Source organism: Mesorhizobium ciceri biovar biserrulae WSM1271 (genome assembly GCF_000185905.1).
GTDB classification, from domain to species: domain Bacteria; phylum Pseudomonadota; class Alphaproteobacteria; order Rhizobiales; family Rhizobiaceae; genus Mesorhizobium; species Mesorhizobium ciceri.
Window position 1 is genome coordinate 3,094,528 of sequence record NC_014923.1, and the last position, 18,140, is coordinate 3,112,667.

Below are 18,140 nucleotides of genomic sequence, written 5' to 3' on the forward strand. Positions count from 1 at the left end.
GGTGGCGCGAAACTCTGCCTCAATCTTGGTTTTGCCATGGTCACCCAAGTATACATTTTCGTAAGCTTCGAGTTCTGGGCTGTTCCAAAAACCGTCCGGTGTGATTTATCCACCGCATGACGCGAATCGACGAACCCATGAACGGTTGGCTGCCGGTCGGCAGTTCTGTTCCAGGCGACTGGCGGCAGTCGTCGATCTGGCAGGGGCTGACGCGCTATCCAGAAGCCGGCCTAGCGCTTTTATGCCTGACACAGATCCTGTGCTGGACCGTGGCGCCCGCGCTTGTCGACGTGTCACCGCCCAACGATGTCGTCGAAGGCTTCATGTGGGGCCGCGAATGGGTGCTGTTGACCTACAAGCATCCACAGCTTCCCGGCTGGCTGCTCGAGATCAGCCATCTTCTGACCGGATCGTTCCGCTGGCCGCAATATCTCGTGGCTCAGCTAACGATCTCGGCCACTTTCGTGCTAGTCTATCTGCTGGCCCGCGACATGCTCGGGCGAACCCGCGCGCTGGCCGCCGTGCTTCTGATGCCGTCGCTCTATTTCTTCGGCTGGCCGACCCCACAGTTCAATCATGACTACGCGCAGATGCCCTTCTGGGCCGCTATCTGCTGGCTGTTGTGGCGTGCGGGCCGTGGTGGTGGGCCGGGCTGGTGGCTGGCGCTCGGGCTGGTGTCGGGCGTCGGGCTCTATGCCAAGCTTTCCACCGGCCTATTATTGCTTTTCGGGGCGATCTGGCTGCTGTCGGACACACGCGCACGCAGTCGGCTCGCCACGCCCTGGCCATGGCTCGGGCTCGCGGTTTTCGGCGCTGTCGCCGCTCCACTGGCCGCCGAACTCTGCCGCGTCGATTTCCTGCCGCTGACCTATGCCGCCTGGCGCGATCAGTGGGTGGTGGCCCATCGCTCCCGCTTTTATTATATCGGCGTCCAGATGGCTGGGCTCTGCGGCTTTCTTCTGGTGCTGGCGATATCAGGGCTGCTGCGGCGCTCGCCCGCGCCGCAAAAGCCCGTCGGGCGCGGCACGCTGGTCTATCTCTTGTGGATGGGGGTTGGCCCGGCGATCCTCGTGATGGTGGCGTCCCTGTTCACCGGCGCCGGCGAGGCCTGGGGCGCGCCGATGTACAATCTTGCTGGCGTTGTGGCGCTCGCCTTGCTGGGCCATCGCCTCGGCGCCATCGAGATGCGAAAGCTGGCGATCTGCGCGCTCATCTCCATTGTCGGCATATCCGGTGCCTATGCGGGCATCCGCTGGACGAAATGCAATCTGCGTGGGCGCATGGACGCCGTCTGCTGGCCGGCGCAAAAGATCTCGGATGAGGCAGAGGCTGTCTGGCACGCTGCGACGCCCGATCGGCTCGACATCGTCGGCGGCCATGCCCTTATTGCGCCGCTGGCGGGCCTCAATGCCTATGACAAGCCGTCGATCTTCACCGAACTGAACATGCAGTACGCCCCCTGGATCACCAAGGAGCGGCTGCGCGAGCATGGCATATTGCTGGTCTGGCCCGGGCGCGATGTGCCATCTTATCTGCAGGCGTGGGTGGGCGACATCCCGGTCAAAACCGTTCTTTTCGACTGGTCGCTCAAGGCGCCGCCGGTGGCGATCAGCTTCGCAGCCATTCCGCCTGGCGCGCGGCAGTTGCCGGGTGCTATCGACGGCCTCGCCCGACCGAGCAACTGAAGCAGATCCGCCGGTCCGCTGGACGAAGCAGGTGACAATGCCCATCTATGTCCAGACAAACTTGCCTTTGAGGAGACGTGATATGGCGACTTCGACCGAACGCGCAGTCCTTGCCGGTGGCTGCTTCTGGGGTATGCAGGATTTGATACGGCGCTATCCCGGCGTCATTTCCACCCGTGTTGGCTACAGCGGCGGCGACGTGCCCAACGCCACCTACCGCAACCACGGCAGCCATGCCGAAGCCATCGAGATCAATTTCGATCCGGCCATCATAAGCTATCGCACGCTGCTGGAACGCTTTTTCCAGATCCACGATCCGACGACCCGCAACCGCCAGGGCAACGATGTCGGGACGAGTTATCGCTCGGCGATCTATTACACCAGCGACGAACAGAAGCGCATCGCCGAGGACACGATCGCCGATGTCGATGCCTCGGGCCTGTGGCCGGGCAAGGTCGTCACCGAAGTCGCACCCGTTGGCCCCTTCTGGGAAGCCGAGCCCGAGCATCAGGACTATCTGGAGAAATATCCCAACGGATACACCTGCCACTTCGTCAGGCCGGGGTGGAAGCTGCCGGTTCGGGAAAAAGCGGTGCCGTAGATACACTGATACGACAGGATTTGAGAAGCCGCGGAGCGCTCGCTCCGCGGCTTCTTTTCATTGCAATTCCTACTTGCCGCAATGGTTGTCGTTAACTGTCGGCGCGGTGGTGCCCGGCGACGTACCACTGGCATCGGGCTGTGCGCCCTGCGGATGGGCAGGGCAATTTTCATCCGCGTTTGAATTCGTGGCGCCCGGTGCTACCGTCGTACTGTTGGTCGTGCCGGGGTCTACCGTGTTCGGCGAAGCCGGCGTATTTGGGTCGACGGTGACCGACTTGCCGCTGCCGCCGGATCCGTCGGTGCCGCTTGTGCCATTGCTCTGCGCCATGGCCGATGTCGCCAGGCCAATGGTGAGCGCCGAAGCTGCGAGGATTTTCATGAACATGGTTTGTCTCCATTGTCTGTGAACTCGTCGCGTAGCGACTGGTGGGACAACCTCGCGGCCTGGTGAAGGTTCCCGATAAATTCTCGCGCCGGCAGAGCCAGCCGCTCCCGCCCTGGCGCAATGCTTTTGGCGCAGTGCGATAAAAAAACGGCTTTTCCTTCAACTCGAATGATGCTTTAAGGCGCACATCCACAGGGGTGCTCCGTACGGTCGGGGCTGAGACGGGGGCGGCAAGCCCACAGACCCTAGAAGCTGATCTGGGTAATACCAGCGGAGCGAGGCGGGCGATGTTTTCAGGCGCACAGATTTCCCTATATCCCATGACCGACGATTTCGTCGGTGTCATCCTTGGCGCGCTCGGTGCGCTCGATCCCTGGCGCGACAAACTCAGGATCGAGACCGACGACATCTCGACCTTGCTGGTCGGGCCGCCCGAAGTGCTGTTTCCTGCCATGCGCGACCTCTTCGTGGCGGCGGCACGCAGCGGCAAACATTGCGTGTTGTCGGCCACCATCTCGCGCGGCTGCCCTGGCGAGCCGGACGATCCGATCTGCCGCTCCGATGCGTTTGGCGGGCCCGTCGGTCCACTCGGCCCCCGCAAGGACGCGGCCATCGCGGCGGTGCGCAATGCTGCTGCCACCGGCCAGCCGGCGGCGGCGCAGTTCTCGCTCTATGTGATGGGCACAGACGACCACATGGACGAGATCTACGGCTGCATAGACTTTCTCAAGCAGTCCGGCGTCTATGAGCGCTCCAAACATTTCTGCACGAAACTGCGCGGTGATGCCGGTGCGATCTTTTCGGCGCTGGACGAGGCTTTCTGCCGTTTCGGACCAGGCGCTGGCCACGTAACCCTCGACGTCACGGTCTCGGCCAACAGCCCGTCGGCCGTCTGAAGCCGCGCCGCTCTCGCGGCCGTCAAAGGTTATCTCCCGTGGTCTCATCATCAGTCGCTTCGCGCCCGATCGCGAGCTTTCTCGTCAAGGCAATGCCGGCCATGATCTCGGCCGGTTTGCTCCTGCTGGCGTGGGAGCTTTATGCCACCTATTCCGGCATCAGGGCCACGATACTGCCGGCGCCGTCACGCGTCTTCGAGCAAGCGATGCTCAATCGCGAGGCGCTGGCCGACAATGCCGTTCCGACCATCCGTGCCACGCTTCTTGGCTTTGCCTGTTCGCTCAGCGCCGCCTTCGTGCTGTCGATGCTGGTCGACTTCTTCCAGCCGCTGCGGCGTGCGTTGTTTCCCGTCTTCATCGTCAGCCAGACCTTGCCGCTGGTGGCGGTCGCGCCGCTGGTGGTGCTGTGGTTCGGCTTCGGGCTGGCGCCCAAGATCATGCTGGTGGCGCTGGTCACCTTTTTTCCGATGCTGGTTGCATTGGTCGAAGGCTATGAGGCGACCGAGGCCGAGATCGGGCAAATGCTGCGCGCCATGGGGGCAGGGCGCTGGCGCATCTTCCTGCTGGCGCGGCTGCCTTCGGCGCTGCCTTACTTCTTTGCCGGGTTGAGGATCTCCATCACCTATGCGGTGGTCGGCGCCATCTTCGCTGAATATGCCGGTGCCGCGAAGGGTCTGGGCATCTACATGCTCAACGCCAAAAACAATTTCCGTCCTGATCTGGTTCTTGCCGCCGTCGGTGTCAGCGCGGCGCTGACCCTTGTCCTGTTCGGGTTGACCGTGTTGCTGCAGCGCCTTGCCATGCCCTGGGAGCGAGCCGACAGGGAAACTGCCGGGAAGGGGGCCTGGCGATGAGCCGGCTCGAACTGCGGCATGTGCACAAGGCGTTCGGTGGGCTCGACGTGCTGGCCGATATTTCGCTCAGCGTCGGCGCTGGTGAGTTCGTCTCGATCCTTGGACCCTCGGGTGCCGGCAAGTCGACGCTGTTCCAGCTTCTGACCGGCGCCGAGCATGGCGAGGGCGAGATGTTGTTCGACGGCGCGCGGCTCGACGACCACGGCAGGCACTTCGCCTTCATGCCGCAGCGCGACGCGCTGATGCCATGGCGGCGCATCCTCGACAACACGACGCTCGGGCTCGAAGTGCAAGGTATGAGGAGACAGGCGGCGCGGGCGCGCGTTGCGCCGTTGTTTGCCGAATTCGGGCTTGCCGGCTTCGAGCGGCATTTTCCCGCGCAGTTGTCCGGCGGCATGCGCCAGCGCGCGGCCTTGCTGCGCACCGTGGTGCAGGAGCGCGACATGCTCCTGCTCGACGAGCCGTTCGGCGCGCTCGATGCGCTGACCCGCACCGCCATGCAGCGCTGGCTCGAACAGATGTGGCGGCATCATCGCTGGACGGCGCTCTTGATCACCCATGACGTGCGCGAAGCCGTGTTCCTGTCCGACCGCATCTATGTGCTGTCGGCGCGCCCGGCCCGCATCGTGCGTGAAATCAAGGTGCCGCTGCCGCGCCCGCGCAGCCTTGGCGGCGATGCCGCGCGCCAGGCAAGCGCGCTCGAGGCCGAAATCCTCGACATCATCCTCAACCCCAACCCATCCAAAAGGACACGACCATGACTGACTTGACGCGCCGGCAGGCCTTGCTGCTCACGCTTGCCACAGGCCTTCCGCTCGTTGCCGGATCGGGGCGAGCCCAAGCACAATCGGCACAAAAGGTCACCGTTGCCCTCGACTGGACGGTCAACACCAACCACATCGGACTGTTCGTCGCCCGCGACAAGGGCTTCTATCGCGAGGCCGGGCTCGAGGTCGACATCCTGCCTTACAGCGATGCCGGTGCGGGCACGCTGGTCGCAAATCGCGTCGCCGATTTCGGCATCAACGGCACCATCAGCCTGTTCACCCAGAGAACCGCCGGAGCGGACCTGAAGGGCGTCTATGCGGTGGTGCAGTCCGAAACCGGCCGCGTGGTCTTCAATGCGGCACGCAACGAGATCGTAAGCCCGAGAAGCCTCGACGGCTTGATCTATGGCGGCTTCGGCAGTGCCTGGGAAAACGCGCTGATATCGACCATCATCCGCCACAACGGCGGCAAGGGCAATTTCGAGACGGTGACGCTCGGCACCTCAGCCTATGAGGCGCTAGCCAATGGGTCGGTCGATTTCACGCTCGAAGTCTCGACCTGGGAGGGTGTCGAAGCCGAACTCAGGGGCGTCAAGCAGCGCAGCTTCGTCTATGCCGATTATGGCGTGCCTGACGAGCACACGACGCTGATCTCTTCGAGCGAAGCCTATCTCCAGGCCAATCCCAAGCCTGCGGCCGACTTCGTTCAGGCGACGCGACGCGGCTACCAGTTCGCTGTCGACCACCCCGACGATGCGGCAACCCTGCTGATCGCTGCAAACAAGGATGCCTTGACCAATCCGGCGCTGATCCACGCCTCGCTGAAGGCATTGATCGACGGCCATTATCTACGCAGCCAAAGCGGGGCCATCGGGACGATGGATCCGGCCAAGATGGAAGCGATTGGCGACTATCTCTTCGCCTCCGGCATTTTGCGCGATTCCGACGGCAAGCTGGTTGCTCGACGCCCGGATTTCGGAAGCTATTTCCGCAACGACTATCTGAGCTAGTCTGGCAAAACCAAATGACATGGGTCGCCAGTCTTTCTGGGCGACCGCGGGGAGCAGGTCGTCTGGAAGTGGCGCCCTGGCTCCCCGACAGCCAATTTAAGACCGATCTGATCTTGTTGATTAACTGCCCGGCAATGGTTGCGTGCAAAGGTCGCCCTGAGGGATCATTGGGGTGTCTGCATTGCTCATATCAAAAAGCGAGGCGCTTTCGCACGTCAGTGACGGCACGATTCTGTCCGCAGCCCGAAAGCGTGAGATCCTGGTGGATTTGCGCGAAGGTTTCTTTCGGATCTGCGCGCTGGCCTTCGCGGGCATGTTCGTCTACCGCGGCGTGTATCACCTGATGCTCGACCCGACGCGCATCAATGTGGCGCTGGTGGCGATTTCCGAGATCCTGACCTTTACCTGGCTGCTTCTGTCGCGTCGGCCGAAGGTTCGCGACTGGAACCCGCTCACGGTGGTTGTCTCCGTGATCGCCAGCTTCGGTGTCGGTTTCATCGACCTGGAGCCGGGCGTGGCCATCATCCCGGTCCATGTTGCGGCGCCGCTGCAGGCCCTGGCGTTGGGGTTCGTGATCTGGGGAAAGATATCGCTGGGGCGTTCTTTCGCCATTCTGCCGGGCAATCGCGGCGTGATGACGGGCGGTGCCTACCGTCTGGTGCGGCATCCGATCTATGCCGGCTATCTTGCCGGCCATGTCCTGTTCCTGCTATCGGCCTTTTCCTTCTACAATCTAGCCGTCTACGCGGTGATCACCTTCTTCCAGGTGCACCGCATCCTGCGTGAAGAGGCGCTGCTGGCCGCCACGCCGGAGTACCGGGACTATATGAAGCGCGTCCACTACAGGCTGTTCTACGGCGTCGTTTGACAAGCGCCCCGGCGCGCAGCAACCACACTGGCAACGTTGATCGTCAATAGACCTGCGCATTGTTTGTGCAAACTAATATTACAACTTTATTATTTCAGAAATTTTGAGATATATATACCACACTTCAATTTCAGTATTCTCTCTGTGAAGCTGAAACTCACTACCTCGCGTAATTGCTTCTGCAATCGGCTTCTCGCCATCTCCGGCCGATCGGAAAGCCCGCCACACTGGTGGGCTTTCTGCGGTCCACAGGCGTGCCGGAATTAAATTCTGGTTGCCATCACCAGGATGGCCGTTTCTGTTGCTGGCGAGACTTCTTCCGCGCGCGATGCCCGCCACAATCGCGGAACGGTAGGCCTTTGGAGCGCTCGTCTTTTGAACATCGCAGCTGCGACGTTCAATCCTACGGCGCCGGCTCTTATGGCGGCGGCGGCCTTGGGCTCGTGCTGCTCATCGTCATCGTGCTTGTCGTACTCGGGTGCATCTAGCCGGGTTATCGCCAACTGATCGCAATCTCGTGAGCGCCCCAATGTCGGCGTGCACCGGATTGTGATGCAGGCAAGCCGGCTTGTGATCCTGCACTCTGCAAAACTTTCGTATGGTCATTGCGGTCCACACCCCCCCCGTGGAAACAAGAGGAGAGGGTCCCACCCCTTGTCCTCCTCCAAGGCCCGCTCCGGTTCACCGTAGCGGGCTTTTGCTTGCTGGCGAGGCAAAACCGGCTCGCATCAAACCCTATGGGCGAGGCGTTCAGATGCTGGCGCCAGTCGACTACTCCATGTCAGGCACGTCACCGCTGACGAAGAGCGTGTTCGGCGGACCATATTCGCCCAGCGTCGGATCGGCCTCACGGCTCCAGGCGATGACGCCGGAATGCTTTGCCGTCAGAGCCCTGGCGGTGCGTATGGCGCGATCCTCGCTCTGCTGGTCGGCGGGTCCAAAGGCTGGGAACAACTCGCCATCCTCACCGCGATCGAACGCGACCACGACGATCAGCCTGGGATTTTTCTGGCCACTGGAATCGGACATCTTGCACCTTTGGCGCAGAACCTATCACATTGCTCGGGGTTGAAGGCCGCGAATCGATGAATGCCGACTTTGGGGAGTGGCATCGTGCAAGATCAGCGTTTCGATGAGCCGGTCAGGATTGCGCTCGGCCGATCGCGAAACTCAATCTTCAACGTGGAGCGGGTCGCTCAGGCTGCCGACATCCTGCTGAACCGCTGGCCGGTTGCGACCGGGCAAAAGCATATGGTTGCCCGCAAGGCCTGTCTGGCCGTGCTCGAGGGAAAGAAAGAAGTCTCGGCGGCAAGAGCGGCGTTCATCAACGCCGCTATCGAGGCGGACATCCTCGTCGAACCGCGTGAGGTGTCGATCCCGTAGCCTGCCCCTGGTGAAATTGAATCAGGATCTGGCTCCATCCCCTTGATGTATGCCCCTTTTTGGCGATCGCCGACCGGCTTTTCAGGGCTATTGACCTGCCTCTCGGCACGCCCTGCACGGTTATCCCGCACATTTCGCTGCCTGTTGGTCAGTCTTCGGCATCTGTTGACATAGCATCCGGGCCTCGGTATTGAACAGGATTATACAGGTTCATTGAACAGGTACCCTTATGAAGCGGCGCGCGGTTCAACTGTCTCCCGGCACGGGCAAGCCCGAGCAGATCGCCACCGTCCTCGAACATGAGATCCGTTCCGGCGTCCTCGGTTTCGGCGACCGCCTTCAAAGCGAGAACGAACTCGTCCAGCGCTTCTCCGTTAGCCGCAATACGGTCCGCAAAGGCCTCGAGGAACTGTCCAGCCGCGGGCTGATCACGACCAAGGTTGGTATCGGCTCGTTCGTCACCTTCGACGGCAAGCCGGTCGACGACTCGATCGGCTGGTCGCGCGCGCTGGCCGATGCCGGCGCCAATGCCGAGACGCGGACGCTGCGGCTGGAGGTCATCGAAGACCCCGATCTGGCTGCGCTGCTTGGCATCGAAAGCCCGTTCTTCATCGCCGTCGACCGGGTGCGCACCAACGCCAGCGACGGCCATGCGATCTCCATCGAGCGCAGCCGGTTGCCATTGTCCTCCGAGCTCGAGGACGTACCGTTGCGCGGATTGCGCGAGGGCTCGCTGCACCAGACGCTGCGCGTCGCCGGCCTCATTCCCGACCATGGCGAGGAATGGGTCGAGATCGAGATGCTCAATGCCGAGGATGCGGCCATCCTCGGCTGCCCGCAAGGCACGCCTTTCCTGCGTGGCCGCCGGCTGACGCGCGCCGCCGACGACCGGCCGATCGAGTACGTCACCAGCCTGCTCAATCCGGCGCATTTTGCGCTGCATATGAGGTTCTGAGCGATGTCGGATGCGACCAGCAAGGCTATTGATCGCGCCATGGGGGCGCTTGTCGGCGGAGCGCTGGGCGATGCGCTCGGCATGCCGACGCAGCTTTTGTCGCCGGTTCGCATTGCCGAACTCTACGGCCATGTCGAGGATTTCATCGAGCCTTTCCCGGATCATCCGGTATCGAAGGGACTGGCCGCCGGCACCATCACCGACGATACCGAGCAGGCGTTGCTGCTCGGCCGCATCCTGGTCGAATCCGGCGACCGTTTCGACCACGCGCGCTGGGTCAATGCGCTGCTCGACTGGGAACGCGAGGTTAAGGCGCGTGGCAGCTATGACCTTTTGGGGCCATCGACCAAACGCGCCATCGATGCCATCAACAATGGTGTGCCGGCTGAGGAAGCGGGGCGCAGCGGCGACACCAATGGTGCGGCGATGCGTATCGCGCCGGTCGGCATCATGATGCCGCTCGAACCGTTGGAAGGGTTCGTCGGCAAGGTGGCTGAGACCTGCCGGGCCACGCACAACACCTCGATTGCCATCGCCTCCGCCGCTGCCGTTGCGGCAGCCGTCAGCCGCGGCGTCGCCGGCGGTGGCTGGCGCGACGCTTCCGCCAGCGCGGTCGCGGCGGCGAGGCGAGGGGCGACACTCGGACATTGGGTGACCGGCGGCGACATCGCCGCGCGCATCGTCTGGGCGCAAGACATCGTGCACGGCAAAGCGATCAGGGATGCGATCCGGCTGATCACCGATCTGGTTGGCACCGGCGTCGCCAGCCAGGAATCCGTTCCGGCGGCCTTCGCCGTGCTGGAAGTCGCGCGTGGCGACCCATGGCAAGCAGCCGTCATCAGCGCCAATCTCGGCGGCGACACCGATACGATCGGCGCCATCGCTGCCGGCATGGCCGGCGCCTGCAGCGGTTTTTCCCGATTGCCGCAACAGCATATCGCCCGGCTTGTCGGCCTCGACATGTCGGAGGTTCGCGCGCTCGCCGCCGATCTCGTGGCAGCAAGGATGGCGAAAATCGGTTCCGGCAAGGACGCGGCGGAATGAGCGGCCGTCTCGTCCATGTCGGCAGTGCCGTGGTCGACTATGTCTACCGCATCGACGCCCTGCCGGCGCCCGGCATGGAAAAGACGGCATCGAGCTTTGCCCAGGTCGCCGGCGGCGGCTTCAACATGATGGTGGCGGCCAGCCGCACCGGCATGCAGGTGGTGTTTGGCGGCCAACTCGGCAGCGGGCCCAATGGCGATTTCCTGCGCGCTGCGTTCATAGCCGAGGGTATCGAGACACTGACGCCGCCATCGCCCGTGATGGACAGCGGCAACTGCGTCGCCATGATTTCGAGCGACGCCGAACGCACCTTCGTGTCGTGGCCTGGTGCGGAGAGCGTTCTCAGCCTCGACATGATGGCGCCGGTCGCGGTGGCACCGGGTGACTGGGTGTTCACCTCCGGCTACACGCTGAGCTACCCCAAGAGTCGCGATGCGCTCACTGATTGGATCGAGGCGCTGCCGACAGGTATTCCCTTCGTCTTCGACCCGACGCCGGTCATCACGGACATTCCGCGTCCCATCCTGTCGCGGGTGCTTGCCCGCACCACATGGCTGAGCTGCAACACGACGGAAGCCGCCGAGATTGCCGGCCCAGGCGATGTCGAGGGCCTCGCGGTACGGCTGCTGGGCGACCACTGCCCGAAAGCAGCGGGCGTGGTCATCCGCTCCGGGGCAAAGGGTTGCCATATCAGGTTGGCCGACGGCACGGCGCAGACCGTTGCCGGCTTCAAGGTCACCGCCATCGACACCAATGGCGCCGGCGACACCCATATCGGTGCTTTCGTCAGCGCGCTGGCGCGCGGCATCCCGCCCTTCGAGGCAGCGCGCTATGCCAATGCGGCAGCGGCCATATCGGTCACCCGCCATGGCGGCTCGTCGGCGCCGACCGACCACCAAATCCAGACATTCCTGAGCCATGCCGCCGACCCGTCGGGAGCAGGCCGGACACAGAAGGCCAATGCATAACAGCTGGAAAGCCTGACAAGCCCGGGAACCGGGCAAACCCACAGAGAGGAACCAACCATGCGCATGCCCGACTTGACTGCTCTGCTGACGGCGACTGCCGTCTTTACCTCCGCACTCGCGTTCGCCGCCAAGGCTGACGAAGTGCATGTGCTCAACTGGAAGGGATACGGCGCCGACGAACCATGGGCGGTGGAGGCTTTCGAAAAAGCGACCGGCAACAAGGTCGTCAACGACTTCTTCAATTCCGAACAGGAAATGCTGACCAAGATCCGGACCAATCCCGGTCTCTACGACGTGGTCATGATCAATGCCGCCTTCAACGACCAGGCGATGGACGGCAAACTGATCCAGCCGATCGACGTCTCCAAATTGCCGAACTACGCCGACATCAGCAAGGACAAGGCGGGATCGCCGATGCTCGTCCATGACGGCAAGGTCTATGGCGTGCCGTGGGTGTGGGGCCTCACCGCGCTCGCCATCAACGACAAATCCTTCGACAAGCCGCCGACGAGCATCGCCGAGATGTGGGATGCCGCCCATAAGGGCCGCGTCGTCATTCGCGACGATGCCGTCGAAGCGGTGCAGTTCGGCGCCATCGCAACGGGCCAGAACATCAACGACATCAAGGATATGGATGCGGTCAAGGCGAAGCTCACCTCGCTGATGCCGCAGATCAAGACCTTCTGGAGTTCGGAGAACGACTGGAACCAGATGGTCGCCTCCAACCAGATCGACATCGGCACCTACTGGAGCGGCTCGGCCGATCGCGCCAAGACGCATTTCAAATTGCCGGTCTCTCTGGTCGTGCCGCAGGAGGGTGCCGTCGCCTGGCTCGACGCGTTTTCCATTCCGGTCGGCGCCAAGAACGTCGCCGGCGCCGAGGCTTTCATCAACTACATGATCGACCCGAAATTCTACGTCGAATGGGTCACCAAGGTCGGTGCTCCTGTCTCCGCCAACACCAAGGCGGTGGAAGCGCTGCCCGAGGATGCCTTCAACCGCAAGGTCATGGGCGACCCCGAGGTGGCCAAACGCATCCAGTTCCAGGCGCCGATCACCGATGCCCAGCGCGAAGCCTATCTGGCGCTGTGGCAGCAGTTGAAGGTCGACGTGAAATAGAGCCAACATCCCGGCCAGCCGGCGGTTCGCGCCGGCTGGCGTTTCAATCCTGGGGGAGGGTATCATGGCAGCTGCGACAGCGTCGCGAAGCGGGCTGAGATCGGCATTGCCGCTGCTGGCGCCAGCCTATCTCTGGCTGACGGTGGCGATCTTCCTGCCGCTCTCGGCCATGGTCTTCTTCTCGTTCATGACCGAGCTGCCGCTGTCGGGAAAGCCGTGGACATTCACCCTTGGCAACTATGCCACCTTCTTCTCGCAAAGCCTCTATCTGACACTGCTGCTGGCCTCGCTGCGGCTTGGCCTCGAAGTGACGCTGTGGTGCGTCGTCATCGGCTATCCCGCCGCTTACGTGCTCGCCAAAGTGCTGAAGGGGCGCAGCCGCGAGGCGATCTTCCTGCTCGTCATCTTGCCGTTCTGGTCGAACGGGCTGGTGCGCATCTTTTCCTGGGCGATGGTTTTGCGCGAGGGCGGCATTCTCGACACCGCGCTCAACGCCGTGCTGCCGTTCAAGATCAACATCGACCTGATGTATTCCTATCCAGCCGTCATCATCGGGCTGGTGCATTCCTACGTGCCTTACATGGTGCTGACCTGCTATCTCACGCTGCAGGCGATCGATGATTCCCTGATTGAGGCCGGGCGTTCGCTTGGCGCTTCACGGCTACAGGTGCTGAAGCGGGTGATCATCCCGCTGTCGATGCCCGGATTGGTCGCGGGTGCGGCCCTGATCTTCGTCCCCGTCGTCGGCTCGTTCATGGAGCCGCGCATCCTCGGCGGTCGCACCGGCACCTTCTACGGCACGGTCATCGAGGACCAGTTCGTCGCCGTGTTCAACTGGCCGCTCGGTGCCGCGCTTTCCTTCATCCTGCTGGCCGTGGTGCTGGTCATCCTGGCGGTGGCGTCGCCGGTGCTGCGGAGGGCCGCGTGATGGCGACGACCCGCGTCCTCGAATGGCTTGGCCGCTTCTACATCGGCCTGCTGCTCGCCTTCCTCTATCTGCCGATCATCATCATGGCGCTGATGTCGTTCAACGTCTCGCCCTTCTACCAATTGCCGTTCGAATGGACGACCGAATGGTACGCTTCGCTGTGGCAGAACGACCAGCTGATCGCCGCCACCTGGAACAGCGTCGAGATCGCCGTCATCACCACCGTCATCTGTGTCGTGCTCGGCTCGGCGGCATCGCTGGCGCTCTATCGCTATGAGTTTCGCGGCAAGAAATTCCTGCAGGCGCTGTTGTTTCCGCCGATCGCCATTCCGTGGCTGATCACCGGCACGGCGATGCTGATCTTCTTTTTCGGCGTCGGCATCGGTCGCGGGCTGCATGCGATCCTGCTTGGCCATGTCGCACTGGCGCTGCCCTATGTCATCGTCGTCGTCTCGGCCCGGCTGCAGACCTTCGCGCCGGAGCTGGAAGAGGCGGCACGCTCGCTCGGCGCCAACCAGTGGCAGGTAACGAGGCGCGTCACGCTGCCTTGGATCATGCCAGGCGTCATTGCCGGAGGGCTGTTTGCGTTTGCAGTGTCGTTCGACCAGTTCGTGGTGTCCTATTTCCTGGCGACACCTGGGCAGACGACGCTGCCGGTGGAAATCTACGCCGCGATCCGCAAAGGGTTCACGCCCGAGATCAATGCGGTCTCGACGATCATCATTGTCGTGTCGATGGCGCTGATGCTGCTCACGGCGCGGTTCTTCAAATTCGGCGGAGAGAAATAATGGCCGGCGTGCAGGTATCTGATGTCTCGCGCAGTTTCGGCGCACACAAGGCGCTGGACAATGTCTCCATCGATTTCGCCGATGGCGGATTCTATGCGCTGCTGGGGCCGTCGGGCAGCGGCAAGACCACGCTGCTGCGCCAGATTGCCGGTTTCGATTTTCCCGATTCGGGCCGCATCACCATCGGCGGCGAGAGCGTCGAGCGGGTGCCGGTCGAAAAGCGGCGCATCGGCATGGTGTTCCAGAACTATGCGCTGTTTCCCAATATGAGCGTCGCCGACAATGTCGCCTTCGGCCTGTCGGTGCGCGGCGAGGCCAAGGCGGTGATTGCAACGGAGGTGCAGCGCGCGCTCGATCTGGTGCAGCTCGGCAAGCTTGGTGGCCGCCGGCCGCACCAACTCTCCGGCGGGCAGCGGCAGCGTGTGGCTCTCGCCCGCGCTATCGTCACCAAGCCGCGCGTGCTGCTGCTCGACGAGCCGCTCGGCGCGCTCGACAAGGCGCTGCGCGTCGATATGCAGATCGAGCTCAAGCGCATCCAGCGCGAGATCGGCATCACCACCATCTTCGTCACGCACGACCAGGAAGAAGCGCTGACGATGAGCGACCGCATCGGCATATTGCGCGACGGCAGGCTGGTGCAGGAGGGGCCGCCGGAGGAGATCTATGACAGGCCGAAGAGCGAATTCGCCGCCACCTTCCTCGGCGACGCCAACATTTTTCGCGGCGACAGCACGGGCGATGGCATCAGGCTTGCGGACGGAACGGCGATTGCCGCTGGTGTGGGTGCCAAGCTTGCCGCCGGCGCCAAGGCGAGCTGTGCCGTGCGGCCCGAACGCATCCGCATCGCCAGGGATGCCGGAACACCGGATGGCAACGCCAACATGCTCAAGGGACAGGTTTCCAAGCGCATCTTCGCCGGTAGCAACAGCACCTATTTCGTCGAGCGTGCTGGTCAGACGTTGAAAGTGATTGTGCAGAATACCGGCATGGAACGGCTGGCAGAAGGTCAGGATGTCGTGCTGCGCTGGTCGCCTGAAAGCACGGTGTTGATCGCGGCGAACTGATCCTCACCGGGTCTTGCCAGACCGTCCGCAATCAGGGACAGCATAGACGGGCACGACCCGGAGCATACCGATGACCCTGGAACTGACTGCACGCGACCGATCCATGCTCGACGGCGAGCATGGCCTGTCAGCGGCTGCTGCCATGAAAATCCTGGTCGCCTTTTCCAACGCGATCGGCGCGGGCAGCCTGCTCGACATTGCCGGCGCCCATATCGACGGCTGTCTCTACCACGGCAAGGCAGGGCTCGATTTCGTCGAGCGGCTGGTCGAAGGCGGTGGCCGCGTGCAGGTGCCGACGACGCTCAATGTCGGTTCGTTCGATCTCATCCATCCCGGCATGGTGAAAATGCCAGCGGCGGAAGAGGTGCCGGCGCGGCGGCTGATGAAAGCGCATCTGGAGCTCGGCTGCCAGGCGACTTTCACTTGCGCGCCTTACCAGACGCGGTTCCGGCCAAGCTTTGGCCAACAGATCGCCTGGGGGGAATCCAACGCCATCGTCTTTGCCAATTCGGTGATCGGCGCGCGGACCAACCGCTATGGCGATTTCATCGATCTGTGCTGCGCCATGACCGGGCGCGCGCCGGCCTGGGGTCTGCATCTGAGCGAGAACCGGCGTGGTCGGATCCTGTTTGAGCTGGATGTTCCGGACAGCGAGCCGAGCGACAGCCTTTTCGTCGGCGTCGGGCTATTGATTGGGCAAGCGAGCGGCGACCGCGTTTCGGTGATTGCCGGCCTGCCGCGGCCGCGCGACGAGGACCAGCTGAAGGCGCTGGGGGCGGCGGCGGCAACGACCGGTGCTGTGGCGCTGTTCCATGCGGTCGGCATCACGCCGGAAGCGATGACGCTTGATGAGGCGTTCCAGGGTCATGCGCCTGACGAGACGATCCGCATTACCCGCGCCGATATCGACCATGCGCTGGCCAGGCTGTCGACCGTGCCCGACGGTGCGCCGCTGGCGGCCGTGTCGCTCGGCACGCCGCATTTTTCGCATGAGGAATGGATGCGACTGTTGCCGTTGCTGCGCGAGGCAGCACCGGGTAGGCGCATTCCGATCTATGTCAACACCGGCCGCGCGACGCTGACGCGATTGCAGGAGGAGGGCGCGCTGGCCGGTATGGAGGCGTTCGGCCTGATCCCGGTCGCCGATACCTGCACCTATGTCACATCGATCCTGGAACGCCTCGATGGCGTGGTGATGACCAATTCCGGCAAATGGGCGCACTACGCACCCGGCAATATCGGTGTGTCCGTCGCCTTCGCCGAGATGCGGGATTGCATCCGCTCTGCTGCGGCCGGGCATGTTGTGCGGAGCGCGTCATGACGCGACCGGTGGAACGAACCGGCACTTTCCAGCTGGCCGGTGACGCTGAGGGCCAGGCGCTGGTGTTTTCGCAACCGCTCAGCTTCTGGGGCGGCATCGATGCCGAGACCGGCGAGATAACAGACCATTCCCATCCGGGCCTCGGCCGAAATGTCGCCGGCAGGATTTTGGTCATGCCGAGCGGGCGCGGCTCGTCGTCTTCATCCTCGGTCCTGGCCGAGGCGATCCGCAGGGGCACGGCGCCGGCCGGTATTCTTCTGGAGCGGCCGGACCCGATCCTGGCGGTCGGTGCCATCGTTGCCGAATTTCTTTATGACATCCGCATGCCGCTGGTGGTGTGCGATATTTCGAACCTTGTCTCCGGTGATCAAATTGATATCGGCATCGGCAAAGACCGCGGGCCGATCATCAGAGTTCACCCCGCCATCAATCCGGCAGAGCCACGCCGCCAATAGGCCGCCGCCAGCGTTTGATCGCGACCAAGCCCCAGCGTGTCGCGCCAACATTCGCGCACGATCTTGGCGGCAGCGGCTTCCGCGGCGAACCAGCCGAAGGCCGAACCGTCCTGCGGCCACGCCACCGAGCGGACAGCCTCGGCCAGCAGTCTGTCCTCGCCCGCCGCCACGCCATCCCGTGTCAGCCAATGAACGTCGATGCCCGTGCCATTGTTGATCGCTTGTCTTTCACCATCATTGGCGATCTCGACGAAGGCGACGCCTTTTGTCCCGGCCGGTAGCGTCTCCAGCAGCCGAGCCAGCGCCGGCAAGCCGGTTTCGTCGGCGCCCATGACGTACCATTCTGCCTGCCGCACCGGACGGCCGACCGGGCCCATGATGCCAACCTTCATGCTGGGCGCGGCCTGCATGGCCCAGGCGGAGCCGACGCTCTCGCCGGGATGGATCAGGAAGTCGACATCGATGATGCCCTTTTCCACGTCAAGCGCGCGGATGGTGTAGACGCGCGCCACCGGGCGCCGGTCGTCGGTGGGCCAGACCGGTAAGCCATTGCCGCCCAGCACCGGCCACAGCGGATCGGGGACGTCCCTGGTCGGAAACAGCATGCGGATATGCATGCCGCCGAACTTGGCGAAGCGCGAGAGGTTCTCGCCGGCCAGACGAATGCGGCGCATATGCGGAGTGAGGTCGCGAACATCGGTCACCACCATCTCGCGGAACTGGGCGAGGCTGGTTTCGCCTGAGAGATCGCCGGTCCAGACGATCTCGGGGTTTTCCTCCTTGGCGTAGACCTGTACGGCTGTGGCGAGCAGGTCCTTGATACGGGCGAGCCCGTCGCGGTCGGCAGCATAGGCCCGCATCACCAGCCGCTCCATGTCGAACGAGGCGCCGCCGAAGGCAAAGCGGAAATCGATGCGCTGTCCCTGATGCGAAGCATCGGCCTCGAAGCTGCGCAGCCTGTCGGAGATGCTGTCCATGTAGTCCGGCAGACGCCGCAGGTTGAGCCGTGCCTCGCAGGCCAGTTCACGCACCGATGCTTCGTTCATT

Annotated in this window: 20 protein-coding genes and 1 riboswitch; of the genes, 17 read left to right on the plus strand and 3 right to left on the minus strand. The window is 63.2% G+C overall.

Going from position 1 to position 18,140, the window contains the following annotated elements; genetic code table 11:
* Positions 1 to 137: 137 nt before the first annotated feature.
* Complete coding sequence (locus tag MESCI_RS15000; protein WP_013530792.1) at positions 138 to 1,685, plus strand: glycosyltransferase family 39 protein; 1,548 nt, start codon at positions 138 to 140, stop codon at positions 1,683 to 1,685.
* Between the two features lie 82 nt (positions 1,686 to 1,767).
* The gene (msrA, locus tag MESCI_RS15005; protein WP_013530793.1) at positions 1,768 to 2,286 is read left to right on the plus strand and encodes a peptide-methionine (S)-S-oxide reductase MsrA; all 519 of its coding nucleotides are present in this window, start codon (positions 1,768 to 1,770) and stop codon (positions 2,284 to 2,286) included.
* Positions 2,287 to 2,355: 69 nt separating this feature from the next.
* Here msrA and MESCI_RS15010 read toward each other — a convergent pair whose 3' ends face one another.
* Positions 2,356 to 2,673: a hypothetical protein gene (locus MESCI_RS15010; protein WP_013530794.1), complete on the minus strand. Its 318-nt coding sequence runs from the start codon at positions 2,671 to 2,673 to the stop codon at positions 2,356 to 2,358.
* A 183-nt stretch (positions 2,674 to 2,856) separates the two neighbouring features.
* Positions 2,857 to 2,970, plus strand: a riboswitch (TPP riboswitch).
* Here MESCI_RS15010 and MESCI_RS15015 point away from each other — a divergent pair.
* From MESCI_RS15015 to MESCI_RS15035, 5 genes are all read left to right on the plus strand, one after another.
* Entirely contained in the window at positions 2,961 to 3,569 is a 609-nt protein-coding gene (locus MESCI_RS15015; protein WP_164919913.1) for a YkoF family thiamine/hydroxymethylpyrimidine-binding protein, read from the plus strand. It overlaps the preceding riboswitch by 10 nt.
* Positions 3,570 to 3,661: 92 nt before the next feature.
* Positions 3,662 to 4,423, plus strand: a complete 762-nt coding sequence (locus MESCI_RS15020) for an ABC transporter permease (protein WP_244514357.1) — start codon at positions 3,662 to 3,664, stop codon at positions 4,421 to 4,423.
* On the plus strand, positions 4,420 to 5,184 hold the full coding sequence (locus tag MESCI_RS15025; RefSeq protein ID WP_013530797.1) for an ABC transporter ATP-binding protein: 765 nt from the start codon (positions 4,420 to 4,422) through the stop codon (positions 5,182 to 5,184). Before MESCI_RS15020 ends, MESCI_RS15025 begins: the two co-directional genes overlap by 4 nt.
* Positions 5,181 to 6,200 (plus strand): ABC transporter substrate-binding protein, encoded by a 1,020-nt coding sequence (locus tag MESCI_RS15030; RefSeq protein WP_013530798.1) that lies wholly within the window; start codon positions 5,181 to 5,183, stop codon positions 6,198 to 6,200. The genes MESCI_RS15025 and MESCI_RS15030 overlap by 4 nt, the downstream gene beginning before the upstream one ends.
* 172 nt (positions 6,201 to 6,372) lie before the next feature.
* Positions 6,373 to 7,068 carry a methyltransferase family protein gene (locus tag MESCI_RS15035; RefSeq protein ID WP_013530799.1) on the plus strand — a complete coding sequence of 232 codons (696 nt, stop codon included), beginning with the start codon at positions 6,373 to 6,375 and terminating at the stop codon, positions 7,066 to 7,068.
* A gap of 771 nt (positions 7,069 to 7,839) precedes the next feature.
* Here the strand turns inward: MESCI_RS15035 and MESCI_RS15045 are convergent.
* Positions 7,840 to 8,097, minus strand: a complete 258-nt coding sequence (locus tag MESCI_RS15045; RefSeq protein WP_013530800.1) for a hypothetical protein — start codon at positions 8,095 to 8,097, stop codon at positions 7,840 to 7,842.
* Between the two features lie 84 nt (positions 8,098 to 8,181).
* Between MESCI_RS15045 and MESCI_RS15050 the strand changes: the two genes are divergently transcribed.
* The 10 genes from MESCI_RS15050 to MESCI_RS15095 all read left to right on the plus strand — a co-directional run bounded on the left by MESCI_RS15050 (position 8,182) and on the right by MESCI_RS15095 (position 17,093).
* Positions 8,182 to 8,451 (plus strand): DUF982 domain-containing protein, encoded by a 270-nt coding sequence (locus tag MESCI_RS15050; protein WP_013530801.1) that lies wholly within the window; start codon positions 8,182 to 8,184, stop codon positions 8,449 to 8,451.
* A 229-nt stretch (positions 8,452 to 8,680) separates the two neighbouring features.
* Entirely contained in the window at positions 8,681 to 9,406 is a 726-nt protein-coding gene (locus MESCI_RS15055) for a GntR family transcriptional regulator (protein ID WP_013530802.1), read from the plus strand.
* A 3-nt stretch (positions 9,407 to 9,409) separates the two neighbouring features.
* Positions 9,410 to 10,450: an ADP-ribosylglycohydrolase family protein gene (locus MESCI_RS15060; protein WP_013530803.1), complete on the plus strand. Its 1,041-nt coding sequence runs from the start codon at positions 9,410 to 9,412 to the stop codon at positions 10,448 to 10,450.
* A complete protein-coding gene (locus MESCI_RS15065; protein WP_013530804.1) occupies positions 10,447 to 11,418 on the plus strand; it encodes a PfkB family carbohydrate kinase in 972 nt (323 codons plus the stop codon). Before MESCI_RS15060 ends, MESCI_RS15065 begins: the two co-directional genes overlap by 4 nt.
* 57 nt (positions 11,419 to 11,475) lie before the next feature.
* The gene (locus tag MESCI_RS15070; RefSeq protein WP_013530805.1) at positions 11,476 to 12,537 is read left to right on the plus strand and encodes an ABC transporter substrate-binding protein; all 1,062 of its coding nucleotides are present in this window, start codon (positions 11,476 to 11,478) and stop codon (positions 12,535 to 12,537) included.
* 64 nt (positions 12,538 to 12,601) lie between these two features.
* A complete protein-coding gene (locus MESCI_RS15075; RefSeq protein ID WP_013530806.1) occupies positions 12,602 to 13,465 on the plus strand; it encodes an ABC transporter permease in 864 nt (287 codons plus the stop codon).
* Entirely contained in the window at positions 13,465 to 14,253 is a 789-nt protein-coding gene (locus MESCI_RS15080) for an ABC transporter permease (RefSeq protein WP_013530807.1), read from the plus strand. The genes MESCI_RS15075 and MESCI_RS15080 overlap by 1 nt, the downstream gene beginning before the upstream one ends.
* A complete protein-coding gene (locus tag MESCI_RS15085; protein WP_013530808.1) occupies positions 14,253 to 15,317 on the plus strand; it encodes an ABC transporter ATP-binding protein in 1,065 nt (354 codons plus the stop codon). Before MESCI_RS15080 ends, MESCI_RS15085 begins: the two co-directional genes overlap by 1 nt.
* Before the next feature lie 70 nt (positions 15,318 to 15,387).
* Positions 15,388 to 16,638: an aconitase X gene (locus MESCI_RS15090; protein ID WP_013530809.1), complete on the plus strand. Its 1,251-nt coding sequence runs from the start codon at positions 15,388 to 15,390 to the stop codon at positions 16,636 to 16,638.
* On the plus strand, positions 16,635 to 17,093 hold the full coding sequence (locus MESCI_RS15095) for an aconitase X swivel domain-containing protein (RefSeq protein WP_013530810.1): 459 nt from the start codon (positions 16,635 to 16,637) through the stop codon (positions 17,091 to 17,093). The genes MESCI_RS15090 and MESCI_RS15095 overlap by 4 nt, the downstream gene beginning before the upstream one ends.
* Here the strand turns inward: MESCI_RS15095 and MESCI_RS15100 are convergent.
* Positions 17,054 to 18,139 (minus strand): siderophore-interacting protein, encoded by a 1,086-nt coding sequence (locus tag MESCI_RS15100; protein ID WP_013530811.1) that lies wholly within the window; start codon positions 18,137 to 18,139, stop codon positions 17,054 to 17,056. The two genes, MESCI_RS15095 and MESCI_RS15100, sit on opposite strands and share 40 nt — an antisense overlap.
* Position 18,140: the final 1 nt, after the last annotated feature.

Coding starts and splice junctions, on each gene's coding strand:
- MESCI_RS15000 (WP_013530792.1), top strand. CDS start 138: ATGAACGGTTGGCTGCCGGTCGGCAGTTCTGTTCCAGGCGACTGGCGG.
- msrA (WP_013530793.1), top strand. CDS start 1,768: ATGGCGACTTCGACCGAACGCGCAGTCCTTGCCGGTGGCTGCTTCTGG.
- MESCI_RS15010 (WP_013530794.1), bottom strand. CDS start 2,673: ATGTTCATGAAAATCCTCGCAGCTTCGGCGCTCACCATTGGCCTGGCG.
- MESCI_RS15015 (WP_164919913.1), top strand. CDS start 2,961: ATGTTTTCAGGCGCACAGATTTCCCTATATCCCATGACCGACGATTTC.
- MESCI_RS15020 (WP_244514357.1), top strand. CDS start 3,662: ATGCCGGCCATGATCTCGGCCGGTTTGCTCCTGCTGGCGTGGGAGCTT.
- MESCI_RS15025 (WP_013530797.1), top strand. CDS start 4,420: ATGAGCCGGCTCGAACTGCGGCATGTGCACAAGGCGTTCGGTGGGCTC.
- MESCI_RS15030 (WP_013530798.1), top strand. CDS start 5,181: ATGACTGACTTGACGCGCCGGCAGGCCTTGCTGCTCACGCTTGCCACA.
- MESCI_RS15045 (WP_013530800.1), bottom strand. CDS start 8,097: ATGTCCGATTCCAGTGGCCAGAAAAATCCCAGGCTGATCGTCGTGGTC.
- MESCI_RS15055 (WP_013530802.1), top strand. CDS start 8,681: ATGAAGCGGCGCGCGGTTCAACTGTCTCCCGGCACGGGCAAGCCCGAG.
- MESCI_RS15060 (WP_013530803.1), top strand. CDS start 9,410: ATGTCGGATGCGACCAGCAAGGCTATTGATCGCGCCATGGGGGCGCTT.
- MESCI_RS15065 (WP_013530804.1), top strand. CDS start 10,447: ATGAGCGGCCGTCTCGTCCATGTCGGCAGTGCCGTGGTCGACTATGTC.
- MESCI_RS15070 (WP_013530805.1), top strand. CDS start 11,476: ATGCGCATGCCCGACTTGACTGCTCTGCTGACGGCGACTGCCGTCTTT.
- MESCI_RS15075 (WP_013530806.1), top strand. CDS start 12,602: ATGGCAGCTGCGACAGCGTCGCGAAGCGGGCTGAGATCGGCATTGCCG.
- MESCI_RS15080 (WP_013530807.1), top strand. CDS start 13,465: ATGGCGACGACCCGCGTCCTCGAATGGCTTGGCCGCTTCTACATCGGC.
- MESCI_RS15085 (WP_013530808.1), top strand. CDS start 14,253: ATGGCCGGCGTGCAGGTATCTGATGTCTCGCGCAGTTTCGGCGCACAC.
- MESCI_RS15090 (WP_013530809.1), top strand. CDS start 15,388: ATGACCCTGGAACTGACTGCACGCGACCGATCCATGCTCGACGGCGAG.
- MESCI_RS15095 (WP_013530810.1), top strand. CDS start 16,635: ATGACGCGACCGGTGGAACGAACCGGCACTTTCCAGCTGGCCGGTGAC.
- MESCI_RS15100 (WP_013530811.1), bottom strand. CDS start 18,139: ATGAACGAAGCATCGGTGCGTGAACTGGCCTGCGAGGCACGGCTCAAC.